This is a genomic window from Tistrella mobilis KA081020-065 (assembly GCF_000264455.2).
In the GTDB taxonomy this organism is placed as follows: Bacteria; Pseudomonadota; Alphaproteobacteria; order Tistrellales; family Tistrellaceae; genus Tistrella; species Tistrella mobilis.
Window position 1 is genome coordinate 1,056,224 of the sequence record NC_017958.1, and the last position, 26,062, is coordinate 1,082,285.

General features: G+C 67.0%; 3 protein-coding genes. All 3 read right to left on the reverse strand.

Annotation, left to right across the window (positions count from 1 at the left end; translation table 11 throughout):
* Window positions 1-62: 62 nt before the first annotated feature.
* From TMO_RS28265 to TMO_RS28275, 3 genes are read right to left on the reverse strand one after another with little or no spacing between them, the layout of a single operon-like run.
* Complete coding sequence (locus TMO_RS28265; RefSeq protein WP_014748493.1) at window positions 63-3,434, reverse strand: cadherin repeat domain-containing protein; 3,372 nt, start codon at window positions 3,432-3,434, stop codon at window positions 63-65.
* Complete coding sequence (locus tag TMO_RS28270; RefSeq protein WP_041607685.1) at window positions 3,421-20,361, reverse strand: tandem-95 repeat protein; 16,941 nt, start codon at window positions 20,359-20,361, stop codon at window positions 3,421-3,423. The genes TMO_RS28265 and TMO_RS28270 overlap by 14 nt, the downstream gene beginning before the upstream one ends.
* Window positions 20,304-25,922: a DUF4347 domain-containing protein gene (locus TMO_RS28275; protein WP_014748495.1), complete on the reverse strand. Its 5,619-nt coding sequence runs from the start codon at window positions 25,920-25,922 to the stop codon at window positions 20,304-20,306. Before TMO_RS28275 ends, TMO_RS28270 begins: the two co-directional genes overlap by 58 nt.
* Window positions 25,923-26,062 lie beyond the last annotated feature (140 nt).

The window sequence follows — 26,062 nt, forward strand, 5'->3', positions numbered from 1 at the left end:
TCGTCGATACCGTCCCGAAATGGCCGGCGGGCCGGTTACGGCCCGCCGTCGCAGTCGTCCTGTCAGCCACGCGCAACCCTCACCGCAGGCCCCTGTCCCAGTGCCCCGGCCAGGGCCTCGACCTCGCGGTCGAAGCTGGTTGCCGCCTGGCGCAGGCTGGCAGAGAAGCCGGCCTCCGCCAGGACCGCATCGGTCGCGGCGTCGTCACCATCGATCAGCCGGGCGAGCAGCACCAGATCGGGTTCGATCCAGGCCAGCGTATCGTCCGCGGTCTGGCCGCGAAGATCCGCCCCCTGCTGCCCCTCGCCTTCCGGGACCTCGCCCTGCTCGGTCTCACCCTCGGCAGGTGCCGGCGGCTGCGGCAGTGCCTCGGCCGGGAAGACGACCGGCGGACCCGCCTCGGCCGGCACCGGTTGCCCCTCGCGCACCACATTGATCATCACCTTGTCGACCGATACGCCGCTCGCCGCAATAGCGTCCAGCCGGCGCAGCAGATCGCCGAAGAAGGTGGTGACCAGTTCGCTGTCGAAGGTGGTGTCGATACCCAGATCCGCGATCAGGCTGCGGGCCATCAGCGCCGTGTAGTCGCCCAGGATCCGCTCGCGCTCGAAGCCCGAAGCCGCACGATGGGCCTCGCGGGCATATTCGACGATCGCGGTCTCATAGAAGCGATCGCGCAACACCAGTTCGATCCGGCCGAACGTCGACTCGGCCAGGGTGACGTCCGGCGGGATCGGGATGACCACCGCCACCGGCACCTCGTTCTCTTCCGGCAGGACGTCGACCGGGATCGGCTCGATCGCAACGGTCAGGGTGACCGACCCGCTTTCCAGCGCGCCGTCGCCTGCCGTCACGGTCACCGTCTCGACGAAGTCCGGCCGGCCGGGCGCACCGGCTGCGGCGGTCTCGACACTCGGTCGATAGACCAGCCGGCCCGCGGCGATGTCGGCGGCCGAGACCGTGAAGCCCGCACTCTGCGCCACGCCGTTCAGATAGAAGGTGCCGTAGCGGGTCTCGCCGTCGAAGCGGAAGACCAGCGCATCGCCATCCGGATCCGTCGCCTCCAGCACCGACCCGTCGATCACCACCTGGCCGGTGGCAAGGATCCGGACGGTCCCGGGTTCGGCCAGAACCGGTGCCTCGTTGACGTCGGTGACCGCGATGTCGACCACGCTGCGGGCGGTGATGCCGCCGGCATTGGTGACGCTGATCACCAGCCGGACCGAGCCCTCGGCCTCGTGGTCAAGAGACACGCCGTCCTTCAGCTTCAGCGTCTGGACGCCATCCACCTCGACGATCTCGAAGCGATCGTCGTCGACCGTCCAGGTGACCTCGCCGGGCACGCCGGTATCGTCGACCGAGACCTGGCCGATGATGCCGCCGGCCGCGTTCTCGGCCACGCTGCCGCCATCCAGCACCGGCGCGCTCGGGCTCTCGTCCACATCGCCGACCGTGATGGTCACGCTGCGGCTTGCGGTCAGCCCGCCCGCATCGGTGGCGGTGAGGACAAGATCGATGGTGCCGTCGGTCTCGTAGTCGAGCGACACGCCGTCCTTCAGCTTCAGGACCAGCGCACCATCGACCTCGACCACCTCGAAGCGGGCATCGTCGACCGTGACGGTGACGGTGTCGCCCAGATCGGGATCGTCGACCGAGACGCCGCCGACCACGCCGCCGGGCTCGTTCTCACCGACCCGATCGTCGAGCAGCACCGGCGCCGAGGGGGCCTCGTTCACGTCGCCGACCGTGATCACCACGGTCGTGCTGGTGGCAAGGCCGGTGGCGTCGGTCGCGGTCAGCACCAGCGTCACGGTCGGCTCGCCCTCGTGATCGAGCGCAAGGCCGTCCTTCAGCTTCAGCTGGCCGTCGACGATCTCGAAGCGGGCATCGTCGACGGTGATGACCGGCGGCTCGCCCACATCCGGATCGCTGGCCGAAACCGTGCCGATCACCGCGCCGGGGGCATTCTCGGCCACCGTCGCGCCGTCCAGCACCGGCGCCGTCGGCGCCTCGGCCACGTCGGTGACCAGGATCTCGACCGTCCGGCTGGTGGAGAGACCGCCGCCATCGGTGACGGTGAGCGTCAGCGTCACCCCAAGCCCGGCCTCGTGGTCGAGCGAGACACCGTCCTTCAGCTTCAGAACCAGCGCGCCGTCGCGTTCCACCACCTCAAAGCGGGCATCGTCGACCGAGACTTCCAGGCTGCCGAAATCGCTCGCCGCCGCATCCGGGTCGCTGACGGTGATGGTGCCGACCACCGCCCCCGGCGCGTTCTCGGCGACGGTGCGGTTGTCGATCACCGGCACCGCCGGCGCCTCGTTCACGTCGCCGACCGCGATCACCACCGCGGCGCTGCGGCTGCCCTCGATGGTGGTCGCCGTGATCACCAGCGTGATCCGGTCGGCCGCCTCGTGGTCGAGGGAGACCCCGTCCTTCAGCTTCAGCACCGCCTGGCCGTCGATCTCGACGATCTCGAACCGGGCGTCGTTCACCGACAGCGTGACCTCGACCCCCGGATCGACGTCTTCCAGGAAGCCCACCGCGCCGACGATGCCGCCCTGGGTGTTCTCGTCGACCCGGCCATCGGCCAGAACCGGCACCGGCGGGGTGGCATCGGCCCGCACGGTGACGGTGATCGCCGTGGCGGCCGAAAGCCCGCCGCGGTCGGTGACCGTCACCACCAGATCGACGCTCGCCGTATCGCCGGCGTCGAGCGTGACGCCGTCCTTCAGCTTCAGCACGCCGTCCACGACCTCGAAGCGGGCATCATCCACCGTATAGGTCAGCGCGTCGCCCCGGTCCGGATCGCCGGCCGTCACCCGGCCGACCACCGCACCGGCCTCGCCGCCCTGCACCGCATCCCCCGCCACCGCGGGCGCGGTCGGCGCCTCGTTGACGTTGGTCACGGCGAGGGTGATCAGGCTGGTGGTGGCAAGGCCGTCGCCGTCGGTTGCAGTCAGCACCAGCGTCACCGAGGGTTCGGCCTCGTGATCGAGCGCGATACCGTCCTTCAGCTTCAGCTGGCCGTCGACGATCTCAAACCGCGCATCGTCGACCGCATAGCTCAGCGCATCGCCGTCGGGGTCGGTCGCCGTAACCGTACCGATCACGGCCCCGGCCGCATTCTCGGCCACCGTGCTGCCCGAGACCACCGGCGCCGCCGGGGCCTCGTTCACATCGGTGACGGTGATCGTCACGCTGCGGGTGGCCGTCAGCCCGCCCGCATCGGTGACGGTGATCACCAGATCGACGACAGGCTCCGCCTCGTGATCGAGGGTGACGCCGTCCTTCAGCTTCAGCACGCCGCCCACGATTTCGAACCGGGCATCGTCCACGGCATAGCTCGCCCGATCGCCCGCATCCGGATCGGTGGTCGTCACCCGGCCGATCACGCCGCCGGCAGCATTCTCGGCGACCGTGTCACCCGCCAGCACCGGCGCCGCCGGAGGCCTCGTTCACATTGGTGACCCGGATGGTGATCGGGGCGTCGAGGCTGTGGCCTTCGATATCGGTCGAGGTGATGACCAGATCGATGGTGGCCGCCGCCTCGTGGTCGAGCGCGATACCGTCCTTCAGCTTCAGCACGAAGCTGCCATCGGCCTCGACGATCTCGAACCGGGCATCATCGACCGTGAAGCTGCCGCCCTCGGGGTCGGGCAGCGTCCCGATCACGGCCCCGGCCGCGTTCTCGGCGACCGTGCTGCCGGTCAGCACCGGCACTACCGGCTGCATGCCGTCATCGACCACGGTGATGGTCACGGTCAGACTGCTGGTCAGGCCCCCCGCATCCTGCGCGGTGATGACCAGATCGACCGTGGGTTCGGTCTCGAAGTCGAGGGCGACGCCATCCTTCAGCTTCAGCTGACCGTCGACGATCTCGAACCGGGCATCGTCGACGCTGAAGGTCAGCGCATCGCCGTCCGGATCGCTGGCCGAGATAGTGCCGATCACCGCCCCCGGCTGGTTCTCACCCACCAGGCTGGCCGAGAGCACCGGCTGCGCCGGGGCCTCGTTGACATCCGTCACGGTCACCACGACCACCCGGGTGGCCGAGAGGCCCCCGGCATCGGTTGCAGTCAGCACCAGCGCGACCGAGGGTTCGGCCTCGTGATCGAGCGCGATGCCGTCCTTCAGCTTCAGCTGGCCGTCGACGATCTCGAACCGGGCGTCGTCGACCGTGAAGGTCAGCGCGTCGCCGTCGGGATCGCCGGCCGTCACGCTGCCGATCACGGCCCCGGCCGCATTCTCGGCAACCGAGCTGCCCGAGACCACCGGCGCCGCCGGGGCCTCGTTCACGTCGGTGACGGTGATGGTCACGCTGCGGGTGGCGGTCAGGCCGCCGCCGTCGGTGACGGTGATCACCAGATCGACGACGGGCTCCGCCTCATGGTCGAGCGCGACGCCATCCTTCAGCTTCAGCACGCCGCCGACGATCTCGAACCGGGCATCGTCGACACCATAGGTCAGACGACCATTGCCGGTGTCGGCCCCATCCGGATCGGTGGCGGTCACCCGACCGATCACGCCGCCGGCAGCATTCTCGGCAACCGTGTCGCCATCCAGCACCGGCGCGGCCGGGGCCTCGTCGACATCCAGCACCCGCACCAGCACCAGGGCGGATACCGTGCCGCCATCGGCACCGCTGGCGGTGATACGAAGCGTGATCTCCGCCGCCGCCTCGTGGTCGAGGGCGATGCCGTCCTTCAGCTTCAGTGTCCAGGTGCCGTCCAGCTCGACGACCTCGAAGCGGGCATCGTCGACCGTGTAGCTGGCCCCTGCCACATCCGGCAGGGTACCGACCACGGCGCCTTCCGCATTCTCGGGCACCGTGGTGCCGTCGAGCACGGGCGTCGGCGGAACGATACCGTCGTCGATCACACCGATGGTGACGGTGGTGGACACCGACACCGCCTCGCGGTCGGTGACCGTCAGCACCAGCGTCACCGTGGGCTCGGTCTCGTAGTCGAGCGAGACACCATCCTTCAGCTTCAGCTGGCCGTCGACGATCTCGAACCTGTCGTCGTCGACCGTGAAGGTCAGCTCGTCATCGACATCCTGATCGGTGGCGGTGACCGTGCCGATCACGGCACCGGCCTGGTTCTCGGGCACCGAACTGCCGTCCAGCACCGGCGCCGTCGGGGCGTCGTTGCCGTCCAGCACCTGGAGGACATAGGTTTCGGAAGCCGAGAAGCCGTTGGCCGCGGTCGCCGTGATCACGACGCTCACCGAACCTTCGGTCTCGTAGTCCAGCGACACCCCGTCCTTCAGCTTCAGCACGCCGCCCACGACCTCGAAGCGGTCGTCATCGACGGTGAAAGTCAGGCCCTTGCCGTCCGGATCATCCGCGGTGACCGTGCCGATCGCCACGCCCGGCTCGTTCTCGGGGATGTCGCCACCCTCCAGAACCGGCGTGGTCGGCGCTTCCGGCACATCGGTGACCGTCAGCCGCACCGCGGTCGAGGCAGTGAGCCCGCCCTTGTCGGTGACGGTGATCACCAGGTCGACGAAGGGCTCGCCCTCGTGGTCCAGGGTCTCACCCGCCACCAGTCGCAGCTCACCGTCGACGATCTCGAAGCGCGGATCGTTGACCGAGAAGGTCAGGGTCTCGGCCGCATCCGGATCCGTCGCGGTCACCCGGCCGATCACCTGGGCATCCTCGGGCACCACGGTCCCGGAGAGCACAGGGGCCGAGGGCGCCTCGTTCACATCGCCGATCGCGATGGTCACGACCGACGAGCGGGTGCCCTCGATGGTGGTGGTGGTCAGCAGCAGGGTGACCCGGTCGGCCGCCTCGTGATCGAGCGCCACACCGTCCTTCAGCTTCAGCACGAAGCTGCCATCCTGTGTGACGACCTCGAAGCGGGCATCGTCAACCGCAACGGTGACGTCCACACCCGGATCAACATCCTCGAGGAAGCCGATCACGCCGACCACGGCACCCGGCGCATTCTCGGGCACCCGGCCATCGGCGATCACCGGCACCGGCGGGGTGGTGTCGGGGCGCACGGTCAGATCGACGGTGGTCGAGGCCGAAAGCCCGCCACCGTCGGTGACCGTAATCACCAGGCTCACCGAAGCCTCGTCGGCCGCGGAGATGACCACGCCATCCTTCAGCTTCAGCACGCCGCCGACGATCTCGAACCGCGCATCGTCGACCGTATAGGTCAGCCGGCCGTTGGCGGTGAGCGGATCATCCGGATCGCTCGCCGACACCCGGCCGACGATCGCACCTTCCGAACCGCCCTGCACCGCATCGCCGGTCACCACCGGCACCGTCGGCGCCTCGTTCACATCGCCGACCGCCAGCGTGACGATCATCGCCGTCGCCAGACCGCCCGGATCGCGGGCAGTGACCACGAGGGTCACGGTCGGGTCGCTCTCATGGTCGAGCGCGATGCCGTCCTTCAGCTTCAGGGTCTGGACACCGTCGATATCGACGATCTCGAAGCGACTGTCGTCGACCGTATAGGTCAGCGCATCGCCATCCGGATCGGTGCAGGTCACCGCACCGATCACGGCACCGGGCGCGTTCTCGGCCACCTCGGTGCCTGAAACCGACGGCGTCGCCGGGGCCTCGTTCACATCCGAAACCGTGATGGTCACCGTGCGGCTGGCGGTGAGCCCGCCGCCATCGGTGACGGTCAGCACCAGATCGACCGTCGCCGCGGCCTCGTGGTCGAGGGACACGCCGTCCTTCAGCTTCAGCACGCCGCCCACGATCTCGAACCGGGCATCGTCGACCGTATAGGTCAGCCGGCCATTGGCCGTGCTGCCGCTGTCGGGATCGCTTGCGGTCACCCGGCCGACCACCGCGCCGGCGGCATTCTCGGCGACCGTGCCGCCATCGAGCGCAGGCGCGCCCGGCACCTCGTTCACATCGCTGACGGTGATCGTCACCGTGCTCGACAACGTGGTGTCGTCGACCGCGGTCGAGGTGATGACCAGGCGAACCGAGGCCTCGGCCTCGTGGTCGAGGGACACGCCATCCTTCAGCTTCAGCGTCCAGGTGCCGTCCAGGTCGACGATCTCGAACCGGGCATCATCCACCGAGAAGCTGCCGCCATTCGGGTCCGGCAGGGTGCCGATCACACCGCCGGCCAGATTCTCGGCCACCGTCCGCCCGGTCAGCACCGGCACGGTCGGGGTGACGCCGTCGTCGAGCACGGTGATCGTCACCGTGGCCGATGCCGACAGCCCGTCCGGATCGGTCGCGGTGATCACCAGATCGATCGATGCCTCGGTCTCGGCATCCAGGCTGATGCCGTCCTTCAGCTTCAGCACGCCATCGACGATTTCGAACCGGGCATCGTCGACCGTGTAGGTCAGCGCGTCATCATCGGGATCGGTCGCTGTCACCATGCCGATGCCGGCGCCGGCCACGCCCTCCGGCACCACCGACCCGTCGAGGGTGGGGGCAGCCGGGGCCTCGTTCACATCGGCCACCGCCACCGTCACCAGCCGCGAGGCGGTGAGACCGCCTGCGTCGGTTGCGGTGACGACCAGCGTCAGCTCGGCGGTCGTCTCGTGGTCGAGCGACACGCCGTCCTTCAGCTTCAGCACGCCCGAGACGATTTCGAACCGGGCGTCGTCGACCGTGAAGGTCAGCGTGTCGCCGGCATCCGGATCGGTGCCGCTGACGGTGCCGACCACCGCGCCCGCCACATTCTCGGTGACGGTCGTGCCCGAGACCACCGGCTGGGCCGGGGCTTCGTTCACATCGGTCACGGTGATGGTAACCGTGCGGCTGGTGGTAAGCCCGCCGCCATCGATGACGGTCAGCACCAGATCGACCGAGGGCTCGGCCTCGTGATCGAGGGTGATGCCGTCTTTCAGCTTCAGCACGCCCGAGACGATCTCGAAGCGCGTATCGTCGACCGTATAGGTCAGCTGCCCGGCAGAGGTTGCCGCATCATCGGGATCAACCGCGCTCACCCGGCCGACCACCGCACCGGCGGTGTTCTCGGGCAGGCTGGAGCCGCCGACGGTCGGTGCCGCCGGCGCCTCGTTGACGTCGGTAACCCGGATCAGCACCTCCGCGGTCGCGGTGTCGCCCTCGCTGACCTCTGAGGTGATGCGGAGCGTGATGCTCGCCTCGGCCTCGTGGTCGACCGAGACCCCATCCTTCAGCTTCAGCGTCGGCACGCCGTCGCGATCGATGATCTCGAAGCGGGCATCGTCGACCGTGTAGGAGACCCCGGCCCCGCCCGGCAGCGTGCCGATCAGGGCGCCGGCGGCATTCTCGGCCACCACGCCGCCGCTCAGCACCGGCAGCGGTGCGGTCACGCCGTCGTCGACCACCGTCACCTGCACCGTGGTGCTGGTGGCGAGGCCGCCCGCATCGGTGGCGGTGATCACCAGATCGACCGAGGGCTCGGTCTCGAAGTCGAGAGAGACGCCGGCCTTCAGCTTCAGCACGTCGCCCACGATCTCGAAGCGGGCATCGTCGACCGTGTAGGTGAGCGTGTCGCCGGCATCAGGGTCGCCGGCCGACACCACGCCGATCACCGCCCCGGGCAGGTTCTCGACCACCGAGTTACCGTCGAGCGCCGGTGCCGTCGGTGCCTCGTTCACATCGCCGACCGTGATGGTCACGCTGCGGCTGGCGGCAAGCCCGGCCGCATCGGTCGCGGTGATGGTCAGTTGCACCGACGCCTCGACCTCGTGATCGAGCGCGATGCCGTCCTTCAGCTTGAGCGTGCCGTCGACGATCTCGAAGCGGCTGTCGTCGACCGAGAAGGTCAGCATGTCACCCGCATCCGGATCGCTGCCGGTCACCGTGCCGATCACGGCGCCGGCCGCATTCTCGGCCACCGTCGCACCCGAGAGCACCGGCTGGGCCGGCGCCTCGTTCACATCGGTCACGGTGATGGTAACCGTGCGGCTGGCGGTGAGCCCGCCGCCATCGGTGACGGTCAGCACCAGGTCGATGCTCGCCGCAGCCTCGTGGTCGAGGGACACACCGTCCTTCAGCTTCAGCACGCCGCCCACGATCTCGAACCGGGCGTCGTCGACGGTGAAGGTCTTCTGGCCGAAGCTCACCGTCGGATCGTCCGGATCGGTCGCGGTCACCCGGCCGATCGTGGCACCCGCCGCATTCTCGGCCACGGTCGCGGCATCGAGCACCGGCTGGGCCGGGGCCTCGTTGACATCGGTGACACGGATGGTGACGTCACCCTCGGCCGTGCCGCCATCGCCGCCGGTGGCGGTCAGGCGTACCACGACCTCGGCCGCCGCTTCGTGATCGAGCGAGATGCCGTCCTTGAGCTTCAGAAGCTGGACGCCGTCGCGCTCGACGATCTCGAAGCGGGCATCGTCAACCGCATAGCTGCCGTCGCCGATATCAGGCAGCGAGCCGATGATCGCCCCGGCCGCATTCTCGGCCACGATGCCGCCATCCAGCACCGGGGTCGGCGCGACGATGCCGTCATCGACGACGGTGATGGTCACGGCACGGGTGGCGGTGAGCCCGTCCCCGTCGGTGGCAGTGATCACCAGATTGACACTCGGCTCGGTCTCGTAGTCGAGCGCGATGCCGTCCTTCAGTTTCAGGCTGCCGTCGACGATCTCGAACCGATCGTCGTCGACCGTGAAGGTGATGCTGTCGCCATCATCCGGATCAGACCCGGTCACAGTGCCGATCACGGCGCCAGCCGCATTCTCGGCCACCGTCGAGCCCGAGAGCACCGGTTGCGCCGGGGCCTCGTTCACGTCGGTGACGGTGATCGTCACGCTGCGCGTGGCCGTCAGGCCATCCGCATCCGTCGCGGTGATCACCAGATCGACCGAGGCTTCCGTCTCATAGTCGAGGCTGATGCTGTCCTTCAGCTTCAGGCTGCCGTCGACGATCTCGAACCGGTCGTCGTCGACCGTGAAGGTCAGCGTATCGCCGGCATCGGGGTCGGACCCGGTCACGGTCCCGATCTCGGCACCGGCCGCATTCTCAGCCACCGTCGCGCCGGTCAGAACCGGCTGGGTCGGGGTCTCGTTCACATTGTCGACGGCGATCACCACGACATTGGAACGGCTGCCCTCGATGGTGGTGGCGGTGATCACCAGCGTGACCGAGGCCTCCGCCTCGCGGTCGAGGCTGATACCGTCCTTCAGCTTCAGGGTCGGCACACCATCGACGTCGACGATCTCGAAGCGGGCATCATCGACCGTCAGAGACACATCCACACCCGGATCGACCGGATCGGTGAACCGCACCGGCCCGATCACCCCGCCGGGGGTGTTTTCAGAGACGATGCCATCGGGCAGGGCCGGCACCGGCGGCGTGGCATCGGGCAGCACGGTCAGCACGACCGTCTGCGTCGAGGCGAGGCCAAGCCCGTCGGTTGCGGTGATGACCAGGCTGACGGTCGGCTCGTCACCCACCGACAGGCTTTCGCCCGCCTTCAGCTTCAGCATGTCGCCGACGATCTCGAACCGGCTGTCGTCGACGTTGAAGGTCAGACGGCCTTCCTGCGTGGTCGCATCATCCGGATCGGTCGCGGTCACGCGGCCGACGATCGCGCCGGCGTCACCGCCCTGGACGGTGTCGGAGGACAGCACCGGCGTGGTCGGGGCCTCGTTGACGTCGGTCACCGTGACCAGCATCACGCGCTCGGCCGAAAGGCCGCCGGTATCGGTGGCGGTGATCACCAGCGCCACGGAGCCCGCGGCCTCGTGATCCAGCGACACGCCGTCCTTCAGCTTCAGCACCATGTCGCCCGCGACATCGACGATCTCGAAGCGATCGTCGTTCACGGTGTAGGTGAGGTCGTCGCCGGCATCCGGGTCGGTGGAGGTGACGGTGCCAATCACGGCACCCGCCGCGTTCTCCGCCACCGTCGCACCCGACACCACCGGGGTGGAGGGGGTTTCGTTCAGGTCGGTGACATTGATCGTGGCAACCAGGCTGTCGCTCAGACCGCCGCCATCGGTGACCTGGATGTTGAGGGTCACCGTCGCCTCGGTCTCGTGATCGAGGCTGACGCCGTCCTTCAGTTTCAGAAGGCCGTCCACGATCTCGAAGCGGGCATCGTCGACCGTGAAGGTCTTCTGGCCGAAGCTGGTCGAGGCATCATCCGGATCGGTCGCGCTCACCCGGCCGATCACCGCACCTTCGGCATTCTCGGCCACGCTGTCGTTGTCGAGCACCGGTGCGCCGACCTGCTCATTGGCATCGGCGACCGTGATCACGAAGGTGCCGGTCTTGGCATCGTCGTTGACGTAGATCGAGGTGATCTGCAGCGTCACCGTCGGCTCGGCCTCGTGGTCGAGCGAAATGCCGTCCTTGAGCTTCAGGGTCGGCGTCATGCCGATGAAGACCACTTCGAAGCGGGCATCATCGACGATATAGCCGTTGAGCGTCGCCACCGGCAGGGTGCCGATCACGGCCCCGGCCTCGTTCTCGGTGACGGTGGTGTTGCTGAGAACAGGCGTGGCCGCACTGTTGGTGTCGTCGAGCACCTTGACCGAAACCGTGCTCTGGGTCTGGAGCCCCGCCACATCGGTGGCGGTGATCACCAGATCGACCGAGGTCGCGGCCTCGTAATCGAGATACTCGCCATCCTTCAGCTTCAGCTGGCCGCCGACGATCTCAAAACGGGCGTCGTCGACGGTATAGGTGACGCTGTCCCCGTCATCCGGGTCGCCGCCGCTGACATTGCCGATCACCGCGCCGATGTCGTTCTCGACGACCACATTGCCATCGAGCACCGGGGCATTCGGCGCTTCGTTGACATCGGTCACCGTCAGCATCAGCAGCCGGGTGGCGGTCAGACCGCCGCCATCGGTTGCGGTCAGCACCAGGGTGATGGTCGGCTCGGACTCGTGATCGAGCGAGACGCCGTCCTTCAGCTTCAGCTGGCCATCGACGATTTCGAACCGGGCATCGTCGACCGACAGGCCGGCCAGGTCGTCGACATCCGGATCGGAGGTCGTGACCGTGCCGATCGCCGCGCCGGCGTCATTCTCGGCAACCGTCCCGTCGCCGGTGAACACCGGCACCGAGGGCGCCTCGTTGACGTTGGAGACCGTCACGGTCACCGTCCGCTCTGCGGTCAGCCCGTCGCCATCGGTCACCGTCACCACAAGGTCGATGGTCGCCGCCGCCTCGCGATCCAGGCTCACGCCGTCCTTCAGCTTCAGGACATTGCCCACCACCTCGAACCGGCTGTCGTCGACGGTATAGGTCAGGGTGTCGCCGGCATCGGGATCGGTGGAGGCGAGGGTGCCGACGGCAACCCCCGCGGCATTCTCGGCCACGGTGCCGCCGGTCAGCACCGGCTGCGACGGCGCCTCGTTCACATTCGCGACCCGGATCAGCACATCGGCGGTGCGGGTCTCGTTATCCGCATCGGTCGCGGTGATCGTGACCGTCACCTCGGCGGCGGCCTCGCGGTCGAGTGAGATGCCGTCCTTCAGCTTCAGCACGGTCCGGCCGTCGCTTTCGACGATCTCGAAGCGGGTGTCGTCGACGGTATAGCTGATGCCGTCGAGCGTCGGCAGGGTGCCGACCACCGCACCGGTATCGTTCTCGGTGACATTGCCGCCGGTCAGCACCGGCAGCGGCGTGATCACGCCGTCGTCGCGGATGGTGATGGTCACATTGGTGGCGTTGGAGGCGTTGTCCGGGTCGGTGACCGTCAGCACCAGATCGACGGTCGGCTCGGTTTCGTAGTCGAGGCTGACCCCCTCCTTGAGCCGGAGCAGCTGGACGCCGTCGACGCTGACGATCTCGAAGCGCGCATCATCGACCGTATAGGTCAGCGTATCGCCATCGGCATCGGTCGCGGTCACGCGGCCGATGACCGCGCCGGCGTCGTTCTCGTCCACCTCGTCATTGTCGAGAACGGGTGCCGTCGGCTGATCGTTCACGGCAGAGACCGAGAGCGTCACCGTGGCCGTGTCGGTCCGCGCTCCGCCAGAGCCCGTGTTGCCGCCGTCATCGATATCGACGGTCAGGGTCACGTCGCCATTGGCGTTCGCCACAGGCGTGAAGGTCAGCGCACCACCCGAGAGGAAGGCATTGATGTCGGTAACGGTGCCGGTCAGCGTCAGCGCCGTCGCCGTCCCGCCAACCGTCACATCGGCCGTGCTGGTCGCGGCCAGTTCACCCTCACCCACCGTGAAGGTCACCGTCACCTCGCCGGTGCTGGCATCCACATCCGAAATCGAAATGCCGGTCAGCGCGGTTTCGGTGTCTTCGGTCACGTCGATCGAGGCCGGCGCCGTCAGCTCCGGCGCATCATTCACGGCCGTCACCTCCAACGTCACCGTCGCGGTGTCGGTCTGCGACCCGCCCGAGCCGGTGTTGCCGCCGTCGTCGACGGTCACGGTCAGGGTGACATCGGCAGTCGCATTCGCTGCCGTGGTGTAGCCGACGCCGCTGGCGGCGATGAAGGCATTGATCGCGGTAACCGTGCCGGTCAGCGTCAGGCTGGTCGCCGTACCGCCCACCACAACACCCGAACCGCTGGTCGCGGACAGGGTCCCGGTGGCGACCTCCAGCGTGACGGTCACATCGTTGCTGCCGGCATCGGCATCACTGATCGAGATACCAGTCAGCGCGGTTGCGACGTCCTCGGTCACGCTGATCGAGCCCGGCGCCGTGATCTCCGGCGCGTCGTTCACCGCCGACACCGACAGCGTCACCGTAGCGGTGTCGGTCTTGGCGCCACCGGAGCCGGTGTTGCCGCCGTCATCCACATCGATCGTCAGCGTCACATCGCCGCTGGCTTCCGCATCCGGCGTGAAGGTCAGCCCGCTGCCCGTGATGAAGTCGTTGATATCCGCAACCGTACCGGTCAGCGTCAGCGCCGTCGCCGTGCCGCCAACCGTCACATCGGCCGTGCTGGTCGCGGCAAGCGTGCCCTCACCCACCGTGAAGGTCACCGTCACATCGCTGCTGCCCGCATCGGCATCAGAGATCGAGATGCCGGTCAGCGCGGTTTCCGTGTCTTCGGTGACGTCGATCGAAGCCGGCGCCGTCAGCTCCGGCGCGTCGTTCACCGCCGAAATCGTGATCGCGAAGGTCCGACCGGTGACCGACAGATTGGTCGTGTCCTTCACCGAGAAGCCGAAGCTGCCCGACGCCGTCTCAGAACCGTCGTGATCATAAGTCACGAGCCCGTCGTCGATATCCTTCTGGGTGAAGGTATCGCCCACTTCAAGCGCGGTGCCGTCCAGCTTCAGCGTGCCCGACGCCGGCGCCGTGGTCAGCGTGTAGGTGACGTCCGCCGGATCCGTGTCCTCGCTGTCGGAAGACGACAGCATCGCCGAAGTGATCGTGGTCGAACCGCCCTCGTCCACCGTCGTGCCGGTGTTGGTGTCGACCTTCGGCGCGGCGTTGACCTCGATCGTGCGCTCGAACGCCACACTCGTCTGCGTATCCGTGTCGCCGCTGTCGTCGGTGGCGACGATCGACACCACGCGGTCGCCGCCCGGCATCGTCGACGACGCGCCGGTGTAGAGGAAGGCCGCCCCTTGCAGCACCGTCTGGTAGTCGGCGACAGACGCCGTGCCCGAAAGCGTCAGCGTGCCCGCCGCCGAATTGTAGTTATAGCTGATGCCATGGTCGTTGGCGTAATTCGCCGCCGGCACGAACAGGCCCATATAGTCCGACGTGCCGCCCGGGCGGGTGGTCAGGGTCAGCACAACGCCGGTCAACATGGTCGAGTCGACGTCGCTGAGCGCCGCAGAGCCGACAACCGCCACGGCCGCACCACCGGCCATATAGACCGGCGAGGACGACAGGTCGGTCACGACGGGGGAATCATTCGTGGCCTGGATGTTCATGGTAGTGACGTGCGTGCCGGTCAGCGCGCCGCCCGAGCCCTGGGCGCCGGTATTGCCGTCATCGACCGACCAGAGCAGATCGACAGAGGAGGGCGGCGTATTGTTCGCCGTGGCATAGCCGATCTGCTTCGCCGCTTCGTTCACCAGATCATAGGTGGCGTCGGCATTGAGCGTGAGGACCAGTGTCCCGCCGGCATTGGTCGTGACGGTCCCGATCACGGTGCCGCCGACCGTCAGATCCTCACCCTCGGTCAGATCACCCAGCGTGCCGCCGCTGATCGCTCCGAACAGGTCGTCGGCATCGGCCCCGCCATCGCGGGTGATGGTGATGACCATGCCGTCATGATTGTCGACCAGCCACAGCTCGGGATCGTAAATGTCGATCTCGGGATCGATGGCGGTGAAGCCGCCATCCTCGACATGGGTCGGATCCATGTTGAAGCCGATGACGGGCGTACCATCGGCGGTGAAGCGCGCCGCGAAGATCTCATCGCCGCCGCAGCCGCACCCCAGATAGCTGCCGCCCAGCAGCAGATCACCATTGTCGTCGATGGTGAGCGACGAGATCGTGAAGCTGCGCAGATCGTCGCCGAAGGTGACTTCGCCATTGGTCCCGAAGCTGGTGTCCAGCTGCCCGTCGGCGCCGATCTTGATGATCGAGGCCGTAGCGGACGGGATGCCCCCGTCGATCGTCATATGGGTGCCGACGAAGACCATGCTGCCATCGGCCAGCAGGGTCGCATCGGTGGTCAGATTGCCGGTGAAGACCAGGCTGCCGCCGCTGCCGAAGCTGCCATCCACCGACCCGTCATCAGTCAGGCGCACAAGCGTGGTGACCGGCAGTCCGGTATCCGCATCGGTATGGATGTTCACGACGACCATGCCGCCGGCGGACTGCGGCAGAACGATCATACTGCTCTCGAAGATATCGGGATCGTCGATCGTGACGGTGCCGCTGCCGCCGAAGCCGGTATCCAGCGTGCCATCGGCGTTGTAGCGCTGAAGTATGGCACCATCGTCATTGGCGCCGGCAACGACGATCTTGCCGTCGTCCTGGACCGCGACGCTCAGCAGCGTCTCGTTGCCGCCAAGATCGATCGCAACCGGCGCACCGCCGTTGAACGCGGCGTCGATGCTGCCATCGGCAAGCAGCCGGTACAGCAGGCCATCGGTGGTGCCGGCGGCGCCGGTGAAATTCATGCCCGCCACCAGGATGCGGCCGGTGTCGTCCACCGTCACCTTGAACAGCGAGAATTCCACCCCGGCGTCGTTGAAGAGGACGACGCCGCTCGTGCCGAAGCCCTCATCCATCGAGCCGTCGTCGTTCAGGCTGATCAGCACGGCGGCGGTGGTCCCACCGGACGGGCTGACCGTGCCAGAGATCAACAGCTTGCCATTGCTCTGCAGCAGGGCGGTCACGGGCGTGAACGTGCCGCCGCCGTCCAGGGTGACGACGCCATTGGTGCCGAAGCTGGTGTCGAGCTTGCCGTCGGCGTCATAGCGCGCGACCACGATCATATTCGGCGCGACATCGGTATCGACGCCGAACTGGTAGTAACTGCCGTCAGGCAGGGCGACGATCCCGCCGACGCTGTCCATGTCCCCGGGCCCGTCGACGACGACCACACCATCGGGCATGGTGGTCACATCGGGCGCATCGTTGACGGCGTCGACTGTGATCGTCACCGTCTCGCTGGCGGTTTCAGAGGCGCCGCCGCTGTTGCCCAGATCGTCGATATCGACGGTCAGGGTGACATCACCGGTATCGTCGGTATCGGTCTGGAAGGTGACGCCCTGGGCGGCGATGAAGGCATTGATGTCGGCGATGGTGCCCGACAGCATGATCGCCTTGGTGCCGTCGGTGACCGTCACTCCCGCCCCGCTGGTGGCGGTGATCGTGCCCTTGTCGACGCTCAGCGTCACCTCGACCGTGCCACTGCCGGCATCGGCATCGGCAAAGGAAATGCCGGTGATCGCCGTGGCCGTGTCTTCGGTGACCGTGATCGTGGCACCAGCCGGCACGGTGATCACCGGCGCGTCGTTGACGGTGGTGATGGCGACGGTGGTCGTCAGCGTGCCCTCGGCCGCACCGCCGGTCCCCTGCGTGCCGCTATTGCCGTCATTCACCGTCCAGACCAGATCGACCGAGGCCGCTGGCGCGTCGCTGGAATTGGTATAGGCGATCTGGCGCAGCGCCTCGTTCACCAGCGCACGGGTCGCTGCGGCATTGAGCGACAGCACCAGCGTGCCGGCCGAATTGGTGACCACCGTGCCGATGGTGGTGCCGGAGACGACAAGGGCATCGCCTTCGGTCAGGGCATCGAGCGTGCCGCCATCGGCTGCCGAGAACTGATCCTGGCCGTCGGCGCCGCCATCGCGCGTGAGGCTGACGGTGAAACCGTCGAGCGTGTCGGCATCGCCCAGATCGACATCGTCGACCGCAATCGTCGGCGCAATGACGACCGCAGCGCCGTTTTCGGTATAGGCCGCCGGGTCGGCATCGAAGACCGGCTGGCCGGTCGCGTCATAGCGGGCGAAGTAGATATCGGCCGGCTGCAATGCCGAGTCGTAATGGACGCCGCCCAGCAGGATTTCGCCGGTGTCGGCGTCGATCCGGACCGAGGTGTGATTGAGCGGGAATTCGGTGCCGCCGATCGTGAACCCGCCATCCCGGCCGAAACCGGCATCGAGCACGCCATCGGCGGTAAAGCGCTGAACCGTCGTCGAAATATCCGCGGCGAAGGAGATGGTGCCGACGACGATGATGCCGCCATCCGGGGCGAAGGCGAAGGAGACGGTGTGCGCCGCCTCCCCCGTCACGGCACCGTTCACACCAAAGCCGGTATCCAGCGCACCATCGGCGGTCAGCCGCCAGATCACCGGCACCTGCTGGCCGGGGAGGCCGGAATCCTCGGTCGCCGACGCCACCAGAATGCTGCCATCGGCCTGCACGCTGACCGCCTGGGCGCCGGTGCCGCCGCCGAGGAGATCGGTATCGATGATCAGATAACCGCCGGTTCCGAAGCTGGTATCCAGCGTGCGATCGGCATTGTGGCGGTAGACGATCAGATCGCGGCCCTGGGCCGCCAGCGTCACGACCTTGCCGTCGGGCTGGATGACCGAATCGAGGGCCTGCTCGCTGCCCGGAATGCTGGCGCCGACATTGAACACGCCGTCCGCGGTGCCGTCGGCGGTGAAGCGGAATACGACGGTGCTGGTATCGCCCGAGGTGGGCGTCAGCGTCGCCGTGACATAGATCCGGTCGCTGCCGTCGATTTCGATATCGACCGGACCGAAGCTCGATGAGGCCTGGATGACGGTGATCGGGAAGCCCGACACCACGCTGCCATCGGTCGCAAGACGCGTCACCACCAGCGAGCTGTCGAAGACCGCGCGGCCGGCAATGATCAGCTCGCCCGAGTCCAGCACCTTCACGGCACTCGGAACCGTGCCGGTGAAATAGGCCGCACCATCCGTGCCATAGCTGGTATCGATGCTGCCATCGGCGTTGTAGCGATAGACCAGCACATTCTGGTACGCATCCCCACCGGTGGTGCGGCTGCTGACCACATAATGGCCGCCGCCCGGCGCATCCAGCATCCAGATCGGGTTGGAGATCGGCTCGGGCATGCCGACCACATCGACGCCGTTGTCGATGGTGTAGACATCCGGCGCGTCGTTGACCGGATCAACGGTCACGGTGATCGTTTCGGCATCGGTGCCCGGCAGGGCCGCGTCCTGGTCGCTGACGCTGACCGAGAGATCGACCGTACCGGTGACGTTCACCCCCGGCCGGTAGGTCACATTGCCGCCGGAAATGAAGGCGTTGATATCGGCCCGGCTGCCGGTGAGGATCAGGGTCTGGCCGCCGGCCGCAACGGTGACGTCGGCGGTGCCGGTGACGGTGAACGAACCGCCCGGGGCGGTGATCGTCAGCACGTAATCCTGGCCGAGATCGTCGGTGTCGGCGATCGAAATGCCGGTGATCTGAAGATCGGTGTCCTCGTTCACGGTCAGCGAGCCCGGCACGGTCAGCACCGGTGCCTCGTTCACGACCGTCACCTCCATGCTGCCGGTGGCGAGCGCCGAGGAATAGGCGCTGGAGCTGCCGGTGATGGTGGTGTCGGCGGTGCCGCGGATGGAACCGCTGGTGGCGGTGCCGATCGTCTGGTCCCAGGCGCGGAACGAGATGGTCGCGGTCTCGGCCGTGTTACCGGCCGGGTCGTAGCGGAGCTGGGCATCCGCCGCCAGCAGAAGCGAGGCATTCACCGACACGGTGCCGACCGCATACCAGTTCGTGCCGTCGGTCGAATATTCCCAGCTGCCGGTGCCGGTCAGCGCGGTGATCGCGATACCCGAAGACGGGCTGGCATCGACGTCGCCATAGCCGGCATCGGTGAGCAGGTCACTGACGGTCACCGGCGTCGACACGTCGTTGCGGTCAATCGGGTCCAGCGTGACATCGGTGTTCGACAGGGTCGGCGCGTCGTTGATCTGGGTGACGACCATCCCCGCACGGGAATCTTCCACGGAATAGGCGGTGCTGCCGCCGGTGCTGGACGCATCCCCCGTCCGGAGCGTGGCCCCGCTGGTGGCCGTGCCCGAGGTCTGGTCCCAGCCCCGGAAGGTCAGCGACGCCGGGCCGCCGCGGTTGTTGTCGGGGATGAAGCGGAACTGGGTGGTCGCTGCGAACAGCAGGGCCGCAGCGTCGGATGCCGTCGTGCCCAGCCCGTACCAGTTGGTGCCGTCGGTTGTGTACTGCCAGGCGCCGTTGCCGACGATACCGGTGATCGCGATGCCCGAAACCGCACCGCTGTCGGGATCGGCATAATTCACATCGGTCAGCCAGTCGCTGACCGAATAGGTCGTCGAAGGAGTGTTCTCGTTGGTGGTGGTCAGCGCGACCTCCGAACCGTCGATGGTCGGCGCGTCGTTCACCGCAGAGACCGCCAGCGTCACCGTGGCCGTGTCGGTCTTCGCCCCACCGGAGCCGGTATTGCCGCCGTCGTCGACATCGACGGTCAGGGTCACGTTGCCGGTGGCGTCGGCGGCGGGCGTGAAGGTCAGCGCGCTGGCCGCGATGAAGGCATTGATGTCGGCCACCGAGCCGGTCAGCGTCAGCGCCGTCGCCGTCCCGCCAACCGTCACATCGGCCGTGCTGGTCGCGGCCAGTTCACCCTCACCCACCGTGAAGGTCACCGTCACCTCGCCGGTGCCGGCATCGGCATCCGAAATCGAAATGCCGGTCAGCGCGGTTTCGGTGTCTTCGGTGACGTCGATCGAGGCCGGCGCCGTGATCTCCGGCGCGTCGTTCACCGCCGTGATCGTGATCGCGAAGCTCTGGCTGCTGAGCGTCAGATTGGTCGTGTCCTTGACCGAGAAGCCGAAGCCGCCCGACGCCCCTTCCGAACCGTCGTGATCATAAGTCACAAGCCCGTCGTCGATATCCTTCTGGGTGAAGGTATCGCCCACTTCAAGCGCGGTGCCGTCCAGCTTCAGCGTGCCCGACGCCGGCGCCGTGGTCAGCGTGTAGGTGACATCCGCCGGATCCGTATCCTCGCTGTCGGAAGACGACAGCATCGCCGAGGTGATCGTGGTCGACCGCCCTCGTCCACCGTCGTGCCGGTATTGGTGTCGACCTTCGGCGCGGCGTTGACCTCGATCGTGCGCTCGAACGCCACACTCGTCTGCGTATCCGTGTCGCCGCTGTCGTCGGTGGCAACGATCGACACCACACGGTCGCCGCCCGGCATCGTCGACGACGCGCCGGTGTAGAGGAAGGCGAGCCCCTGAAGCACCGTCTGGTAGTCGGCAACCGAGGCCGTGCCCGAGAGCGTGTACGTGCCAGCACCTCCATTGAAGGTGTAGCTGATGCCATGGTCGTTGGCGTAATTCGCCGCAGGCACGAACAGGCCCATATAGTCAGACGCACCACCAGGACGGGTGGTGAAGGTCACCACGACACTGGTCAGATTGGCCGAATCGACATCGCTCAGCGCCGCGGAGCCGACAACCGCCACAGCCGCACCGCCCGCTGTATAGACCGGCGAGTCCGACAGGTCGGTCACGACCGGCGCGTCGTTCACCGCGGTCACGTCGAGCGTGATCGTGGCACTGTCGGTCTTCGCACCGCCGGGGCCGGTATTGCCGCCGTCATCGACGGTCACGGTCAGCGTCACATCGGCGGTCGCATTCGCCGCCGTGGTGTAGCCGACGCCGCTGGCGGCGATGAAGGCATTGATCGCGGTCACCGTGCCGGTCAGCGTCAGACTGGTCGCCGTGCCGCCGACCACAACACCCGACCCGCTGGTCGCGGACAGGGTCCCGGTGAGGACGTCCAGCGTGACCGTCACATCGCCAGTCCCGGCATCGACATCACTGATCGAGATGCCGGTGAGCGCGGTTTCCACGTCTTCGGTCACATCGATCGTGGCCGGTGCCGTAATCTCCGGCGCGTCGTTCACCGCCGACACCGCCAGCGTCACCGTCGCCGTGTCGGTCTTCGCCCCGCCGGACCCCGTATTGCCGCCATCATCGATATCGACGGTCAGGGTCACGTCGCCGCTGGCATTGGCGACCGGCGTGAAGGTCAGCGCACTGCCCGTGATGAAGGCGTTGATGTCGGCCACCGTGCCGGTCAGCGTCAGCGCGGTCGCCGTGCCACCCACCGTGACGTCGGCGGTGCTGGTCGCGGCCAGTTCACCCTCACCCACCGTGAAGGTCACCGTCACTTCGCCGGTGCCGGCATCGGCATCACTGATCGAAATGCCGGTGAGCGCAGTCTCGGTGTCTTCGGTCACGTCGATCGACGCAGGCGCCGTGATTTCGGGCGCGTCGTTCACGGCCGTTACGGTGATCGCGAAGGTCTGACTGCTGACGGTGTGGTTGGTCGTATCCGTCACCGAGAAGCCGAAGCTGCCCGACGTGGTTTCCGAGCCGTCATGCTCGTAGGTCAGCAGCCCGTCGTCGATGTCCTTCTGGGTAAAGGTGTCATTCACCGACAGCGCAGTACCGTTGCGCTTCAGCGTGCCCGCGGCCGGCGCCGTGGTCAGGGTATAGGTGACATCGGCCGGATCGGTGTCTTCGGTATCCGACGACGACAGCATCGCCGAGGTGATGGTGGTGGAGCCACCCTCGTCCAGCGTCGTGCCGGTGTTGGTGTCGACCTTCGGCGGGGCATCGACCTCGACCGTGCGTTCGAAGGCGGCGCTGGCCTGGGTCGCACTGTCGCCGCTGTCATCCGTCGCGACGATCGAGACCACACGGTCGCCGCCGGGCATGGAGGCAGCGGCGCCGGTATAGGCATAGACCACGCCCCGCAGCACGGTCTGATATTGGGCGACCGAGGCCGTGCCCGAAAGGGTCAGCGTGCCCGTGGCGTTGTTGTAGGCGACGTTGATGCCGTAGTTACTTGCATCGTCCGCCCCCGTGGTCGACATGGCGATACGATCCGACGTCCCGCCCGGGCGGGTGGTCAGGGTCAGGACCACGCTGGTCAGATTGCCGGAGTCGACGTCGACGATCGTAGCGGATTCGGCCACCGCCACCGGCGAGCCGCCGGCACTGAAGAGCGGCGATGCCGAAGTATCGTTCACCACCGGCGCATCATTCACCGGCGTCGTGCTGACGGTGAAGGTATGCTGCACCGAGTCCGAATAGTTTGCGGACGACTGCTTCAGCGTGAAGGTCAGGGTGCCGGCAGTTTCCCCGCCGTCATGCTGGAAGGTGACGAGCCCGTCGTCGATATCCTGCTGGGTAAAGGTCCCGTTGGTCGACAGCGTGCTGCCGTTGAGCGACACGGTCAGATGACTGAGCGCCGCCACCGTATAGATCAGATCCGCCCCGGTGGCGTAATCGTCGGAGGCTTCCAGCATCGCGGTGGTGATGCTGCCCGATCCGCCCTCCGCAACCGTGGTGCCGGTATTGGTGGCGACCGTCGGGGTCTTGTCGATCTCGATCGTCAGATCGAAGGTGCCGACCTGATCATTGGCATCGGTGACGGTATAGCGGATGGTGCGGTCGGTCGTATCGACAGTGGCCCCCGACGACGTGTTCTTGTACTCGACGTTGCGGAGAGCCTCCTGATAGGTATTGAGCGACGCCGTGCCGGTGAAGGTCAGCGTTTTGGTGTACGTATCATACGAGATGGTGATACCAGCATAGGTTCCCGCAATGCGCGGACGCTCCGCGGTATCGTCCGGGTCATCGACCAGCTGCACCGTCGCCGATTTAATCATCGCCGTGTCGTCGATGAGGAACAGGTCCGGTGCGAACTGCGCATAGCTGCTATTGCCTGAATAGGCACCAGGGGTATAGACGAAGGTGTCGGCCGAAATCGCCGGCGGATCGTCGTCCAGGCTGGTGACGGCGACGCCGCTGCCGATCAGCGCGTCCGAGGTGGCGCCGTCGGCATCGGTGACGGTGACGCGGAGGATGCGCGAGCCGGCGGCATCGGGGGTATAGGCCGATCCGGTATTGCCCCAGGTGGGGGCGTCGGAGGTGGACGAATAGGTGACCGTCCGCAGCGCCGCCTGCATCTGCGCCACGGTGCCGCTGCCGGTCAGCGTCAGGACGAGGAAGCCGCCTTCCATTGCCAGGCTGGCACTATAGGGCCCGGGCGAGGTGATCGCGAGCACGTCGCCGTCCTTGGGGTTGGAGATCCAGACCTTCGCCGAGGTGATCAGGTCGCCGTCGTCGTCGGCGACCGTGATACCGGGCAACGCGACGGTCGGGGCGTTGCCTTCGGTCCAGGACACCGTCTGCGAGCCGCCAAGCACCGGGGTTGTGTCGTTCACCAGCTCGACCGCACCGATATCGATGGCACTGCCCGAAATGCGGGTCGCGCCGGTCTGGTCGGTGGCGGGCTGGCCGGTGATCGAGGCATTGCCGGCATCGATCGCCGAGCTGCCGGTGCCCGGCTTCATCGTCTGGGTATAGCCGCCATTATCCGCCAGCGCCCCCAGATTGGGATCGGTGGTCTTGTCGGTGCCGGCGCTGGTCCAGCCGTTATTGGCAAGACTGTTGCCGTAATAGATGTTCCAGCCGACATTGGTCGTAGTGCCGCCGGTGACGTTCACGCCCCGGCCGGTGTTGTTGGCCAGAATCGTATGGCTGACGCTGACCGAGCCGCCATAGGAATCGATGGTACCTTGATAGGTGGCATTCGTCGCGCTGTTGCCCGAGAAGGTGCTGTGCGCCACGGTAAGCGCCGAGGAATTCTCGATCGCACCACCATAAGTTGCCGAATTACCCGAAAAGGTAGAGTTCACCACCGAGGTGGTGCTGTTGGTGCCGAGCATCGCGATCGCACCGCCACTTCCCGAACTGGCGGTATTCCGATCGAAGGTCGAGCGGACAATCTGGAGGTCGATCCGCCCAGAGCCGCCGCTATAAATGGCACCGCCGTTGCCGTTCGTCGCATTGGCTGTGTTCTGCGTGAAGGTGCTGTCGGTGATGAAGGCTTCGGACGCCGTCGCCGTGTCCGCGAGGTCGAGAGCGCCGCCCCCAGTGCTGCCGCTTGTCGCATCGTTGCTTGTGAAGGTCGACCGGTCGATCGTGGTCGAGCCGCCGCCGGTCCGGGCAGATATTGCCCCCCCCGCCGCAGTCGTGTTGTTGGTAAAGCTGCTATCCGCTACGGAAAAAGTTATGTTGCCGGAGGTATTTCCCTCCACGCGGATCGCACCACCGGCATTCGTCGCACTGTTCTGATCGAAACTGCTGTCAGCGACGTTCAGCGTGGCGCCGGCCGCACTGGTCTGATAGATCGCACCGCCCTGGGTGGTCGCGGTGTTGGTGGTGAACTGGCCGGTGACCGTGTGGATGAAATTGCCGCCGGAAATATAAATCGCGCCACCGGCGCCGCTGGTCGCCTGGTTGTCGACGAAGCTGTTGGTGCCGGTCATCGCCAGCTGGCCGCCGGCCATATAGACGGCACCGCCCTCCGTGGCCGTCAGATTGTTCATGGTGATGTCGGTCAGCGTCAGCGTGTCCGAGCCGGAGGCGGTGAAATTGATGCCGGCGCCGCCGCCCGAGGTCCTGGTCGCATTCTCGATCTGCAGCCGCGCAAAGGTGACCGTGGCATCCGTGACGGTGAACACGCTGCCATTGGTCAGGCCGGCCGCATCCAGCACCCGGGTGGTGGTGTCGTCCGAACGGATCAGCACATTGTCGGTGATGGCGCTGAAGCCCGCAGAGACCGTGAGATTGGCGGTGATGTCGATCTGGTCGGTGCCGACCGCGGTATTGGCATTGATGATCGCGGTTTCCAGCTGGGCCGCCGTGCCGGCGGTGAAGGTCGCCATCAGCCCGTCATAGCCGGCGCGGGTGTCTTCGGTCACCGCGATCGAGGTCTCGACCCGGCCGATCGAAACCTCCAGATCCCAGTCGCCGAAACGGCCGCCGCCATTGGCGGCGACGCTGCCGGTGGCATCGTCCGAGGCGGCGACATCGGCGCCGGTCAGCTCTGCCAGCCGGCCCAGAAAGGCCAGGCCGTCGCTGCCACCGGCGACATCGCAGCCATAAAGCAGGATGTCGCCATCCTCGGCCAGGCCGGCGCCGATCACCGCCAGGTCGCCGGCCCGGTCGTCGATATTCCTGTCCGAGAGGGTCGAAGATCCCAGCCAGATTTCGCCGACACTGCCTTCGGAAATGATATGGACGGCATCGACCGCCCCCGACTGTTCGGCCATCCAGTCGGCGATCTGTTCCAGCCCGTCGCGGCCGGCATCCAGCACCACGATTTCGACGTCGTCGGCCAGACCCGCCGCCAGGGTCTGCCAGTCGGTGACACGGGTATCGATGAAGGCGACCTCGCGACGGTCACCCGCCGCCGGAGCCGCCGTCACATCCGATCCGTCATCGCCACCCTGGGCGGCGGTTTCGACCAGAGCCGTGCCGTCATGAGCATCGGCCGGATGGCCGGCATCGGTGCCCCCGCCGTCGGCGGCGGTATCTGGGTGCAGTTCCTGCGCGGCATCCTGGGCCGCCTGGTCCTGCAGCGCCTCTGCCGCGGTGGCGACACCGGCGGCATCGAACATCATCCGTGGTTCAAGCGCCTGGGCCAGCGCCCCCCGCCGCCCCGGCCGGCGCGGCCCGATGGTCTGACGGCCGGCATGATCTCCCCGACGACGAAAGCGGCGCATGATACCCGTCCCCCGAAACCCCGTGACGACCGGGCGACATGATCTCCACCCCCGGTCTGACTGTCATTCCCGCGGCGCCGGCGGTTCTTCGTCACGAAGTGCCGCATATCGCAACGATACACCTGTCCAGCCGGACGCAG

Coding starts and splice junctions, on each gene's coding strand:
- TMO_RS28270 (WP_041607685.1), bottom strand. CDS start 20,361: ATGCTGTCGTCTTCCGACAGCGAGGATACGGATCCGGCGGATGTCACC.
- TMO_RS28275 (WP_014748495.1), bottom strand. CDS start 25,922: ATGCGCCGCTTTCGTCGTCGGGGAGATCATGCCGGCCGTCAGACCATC.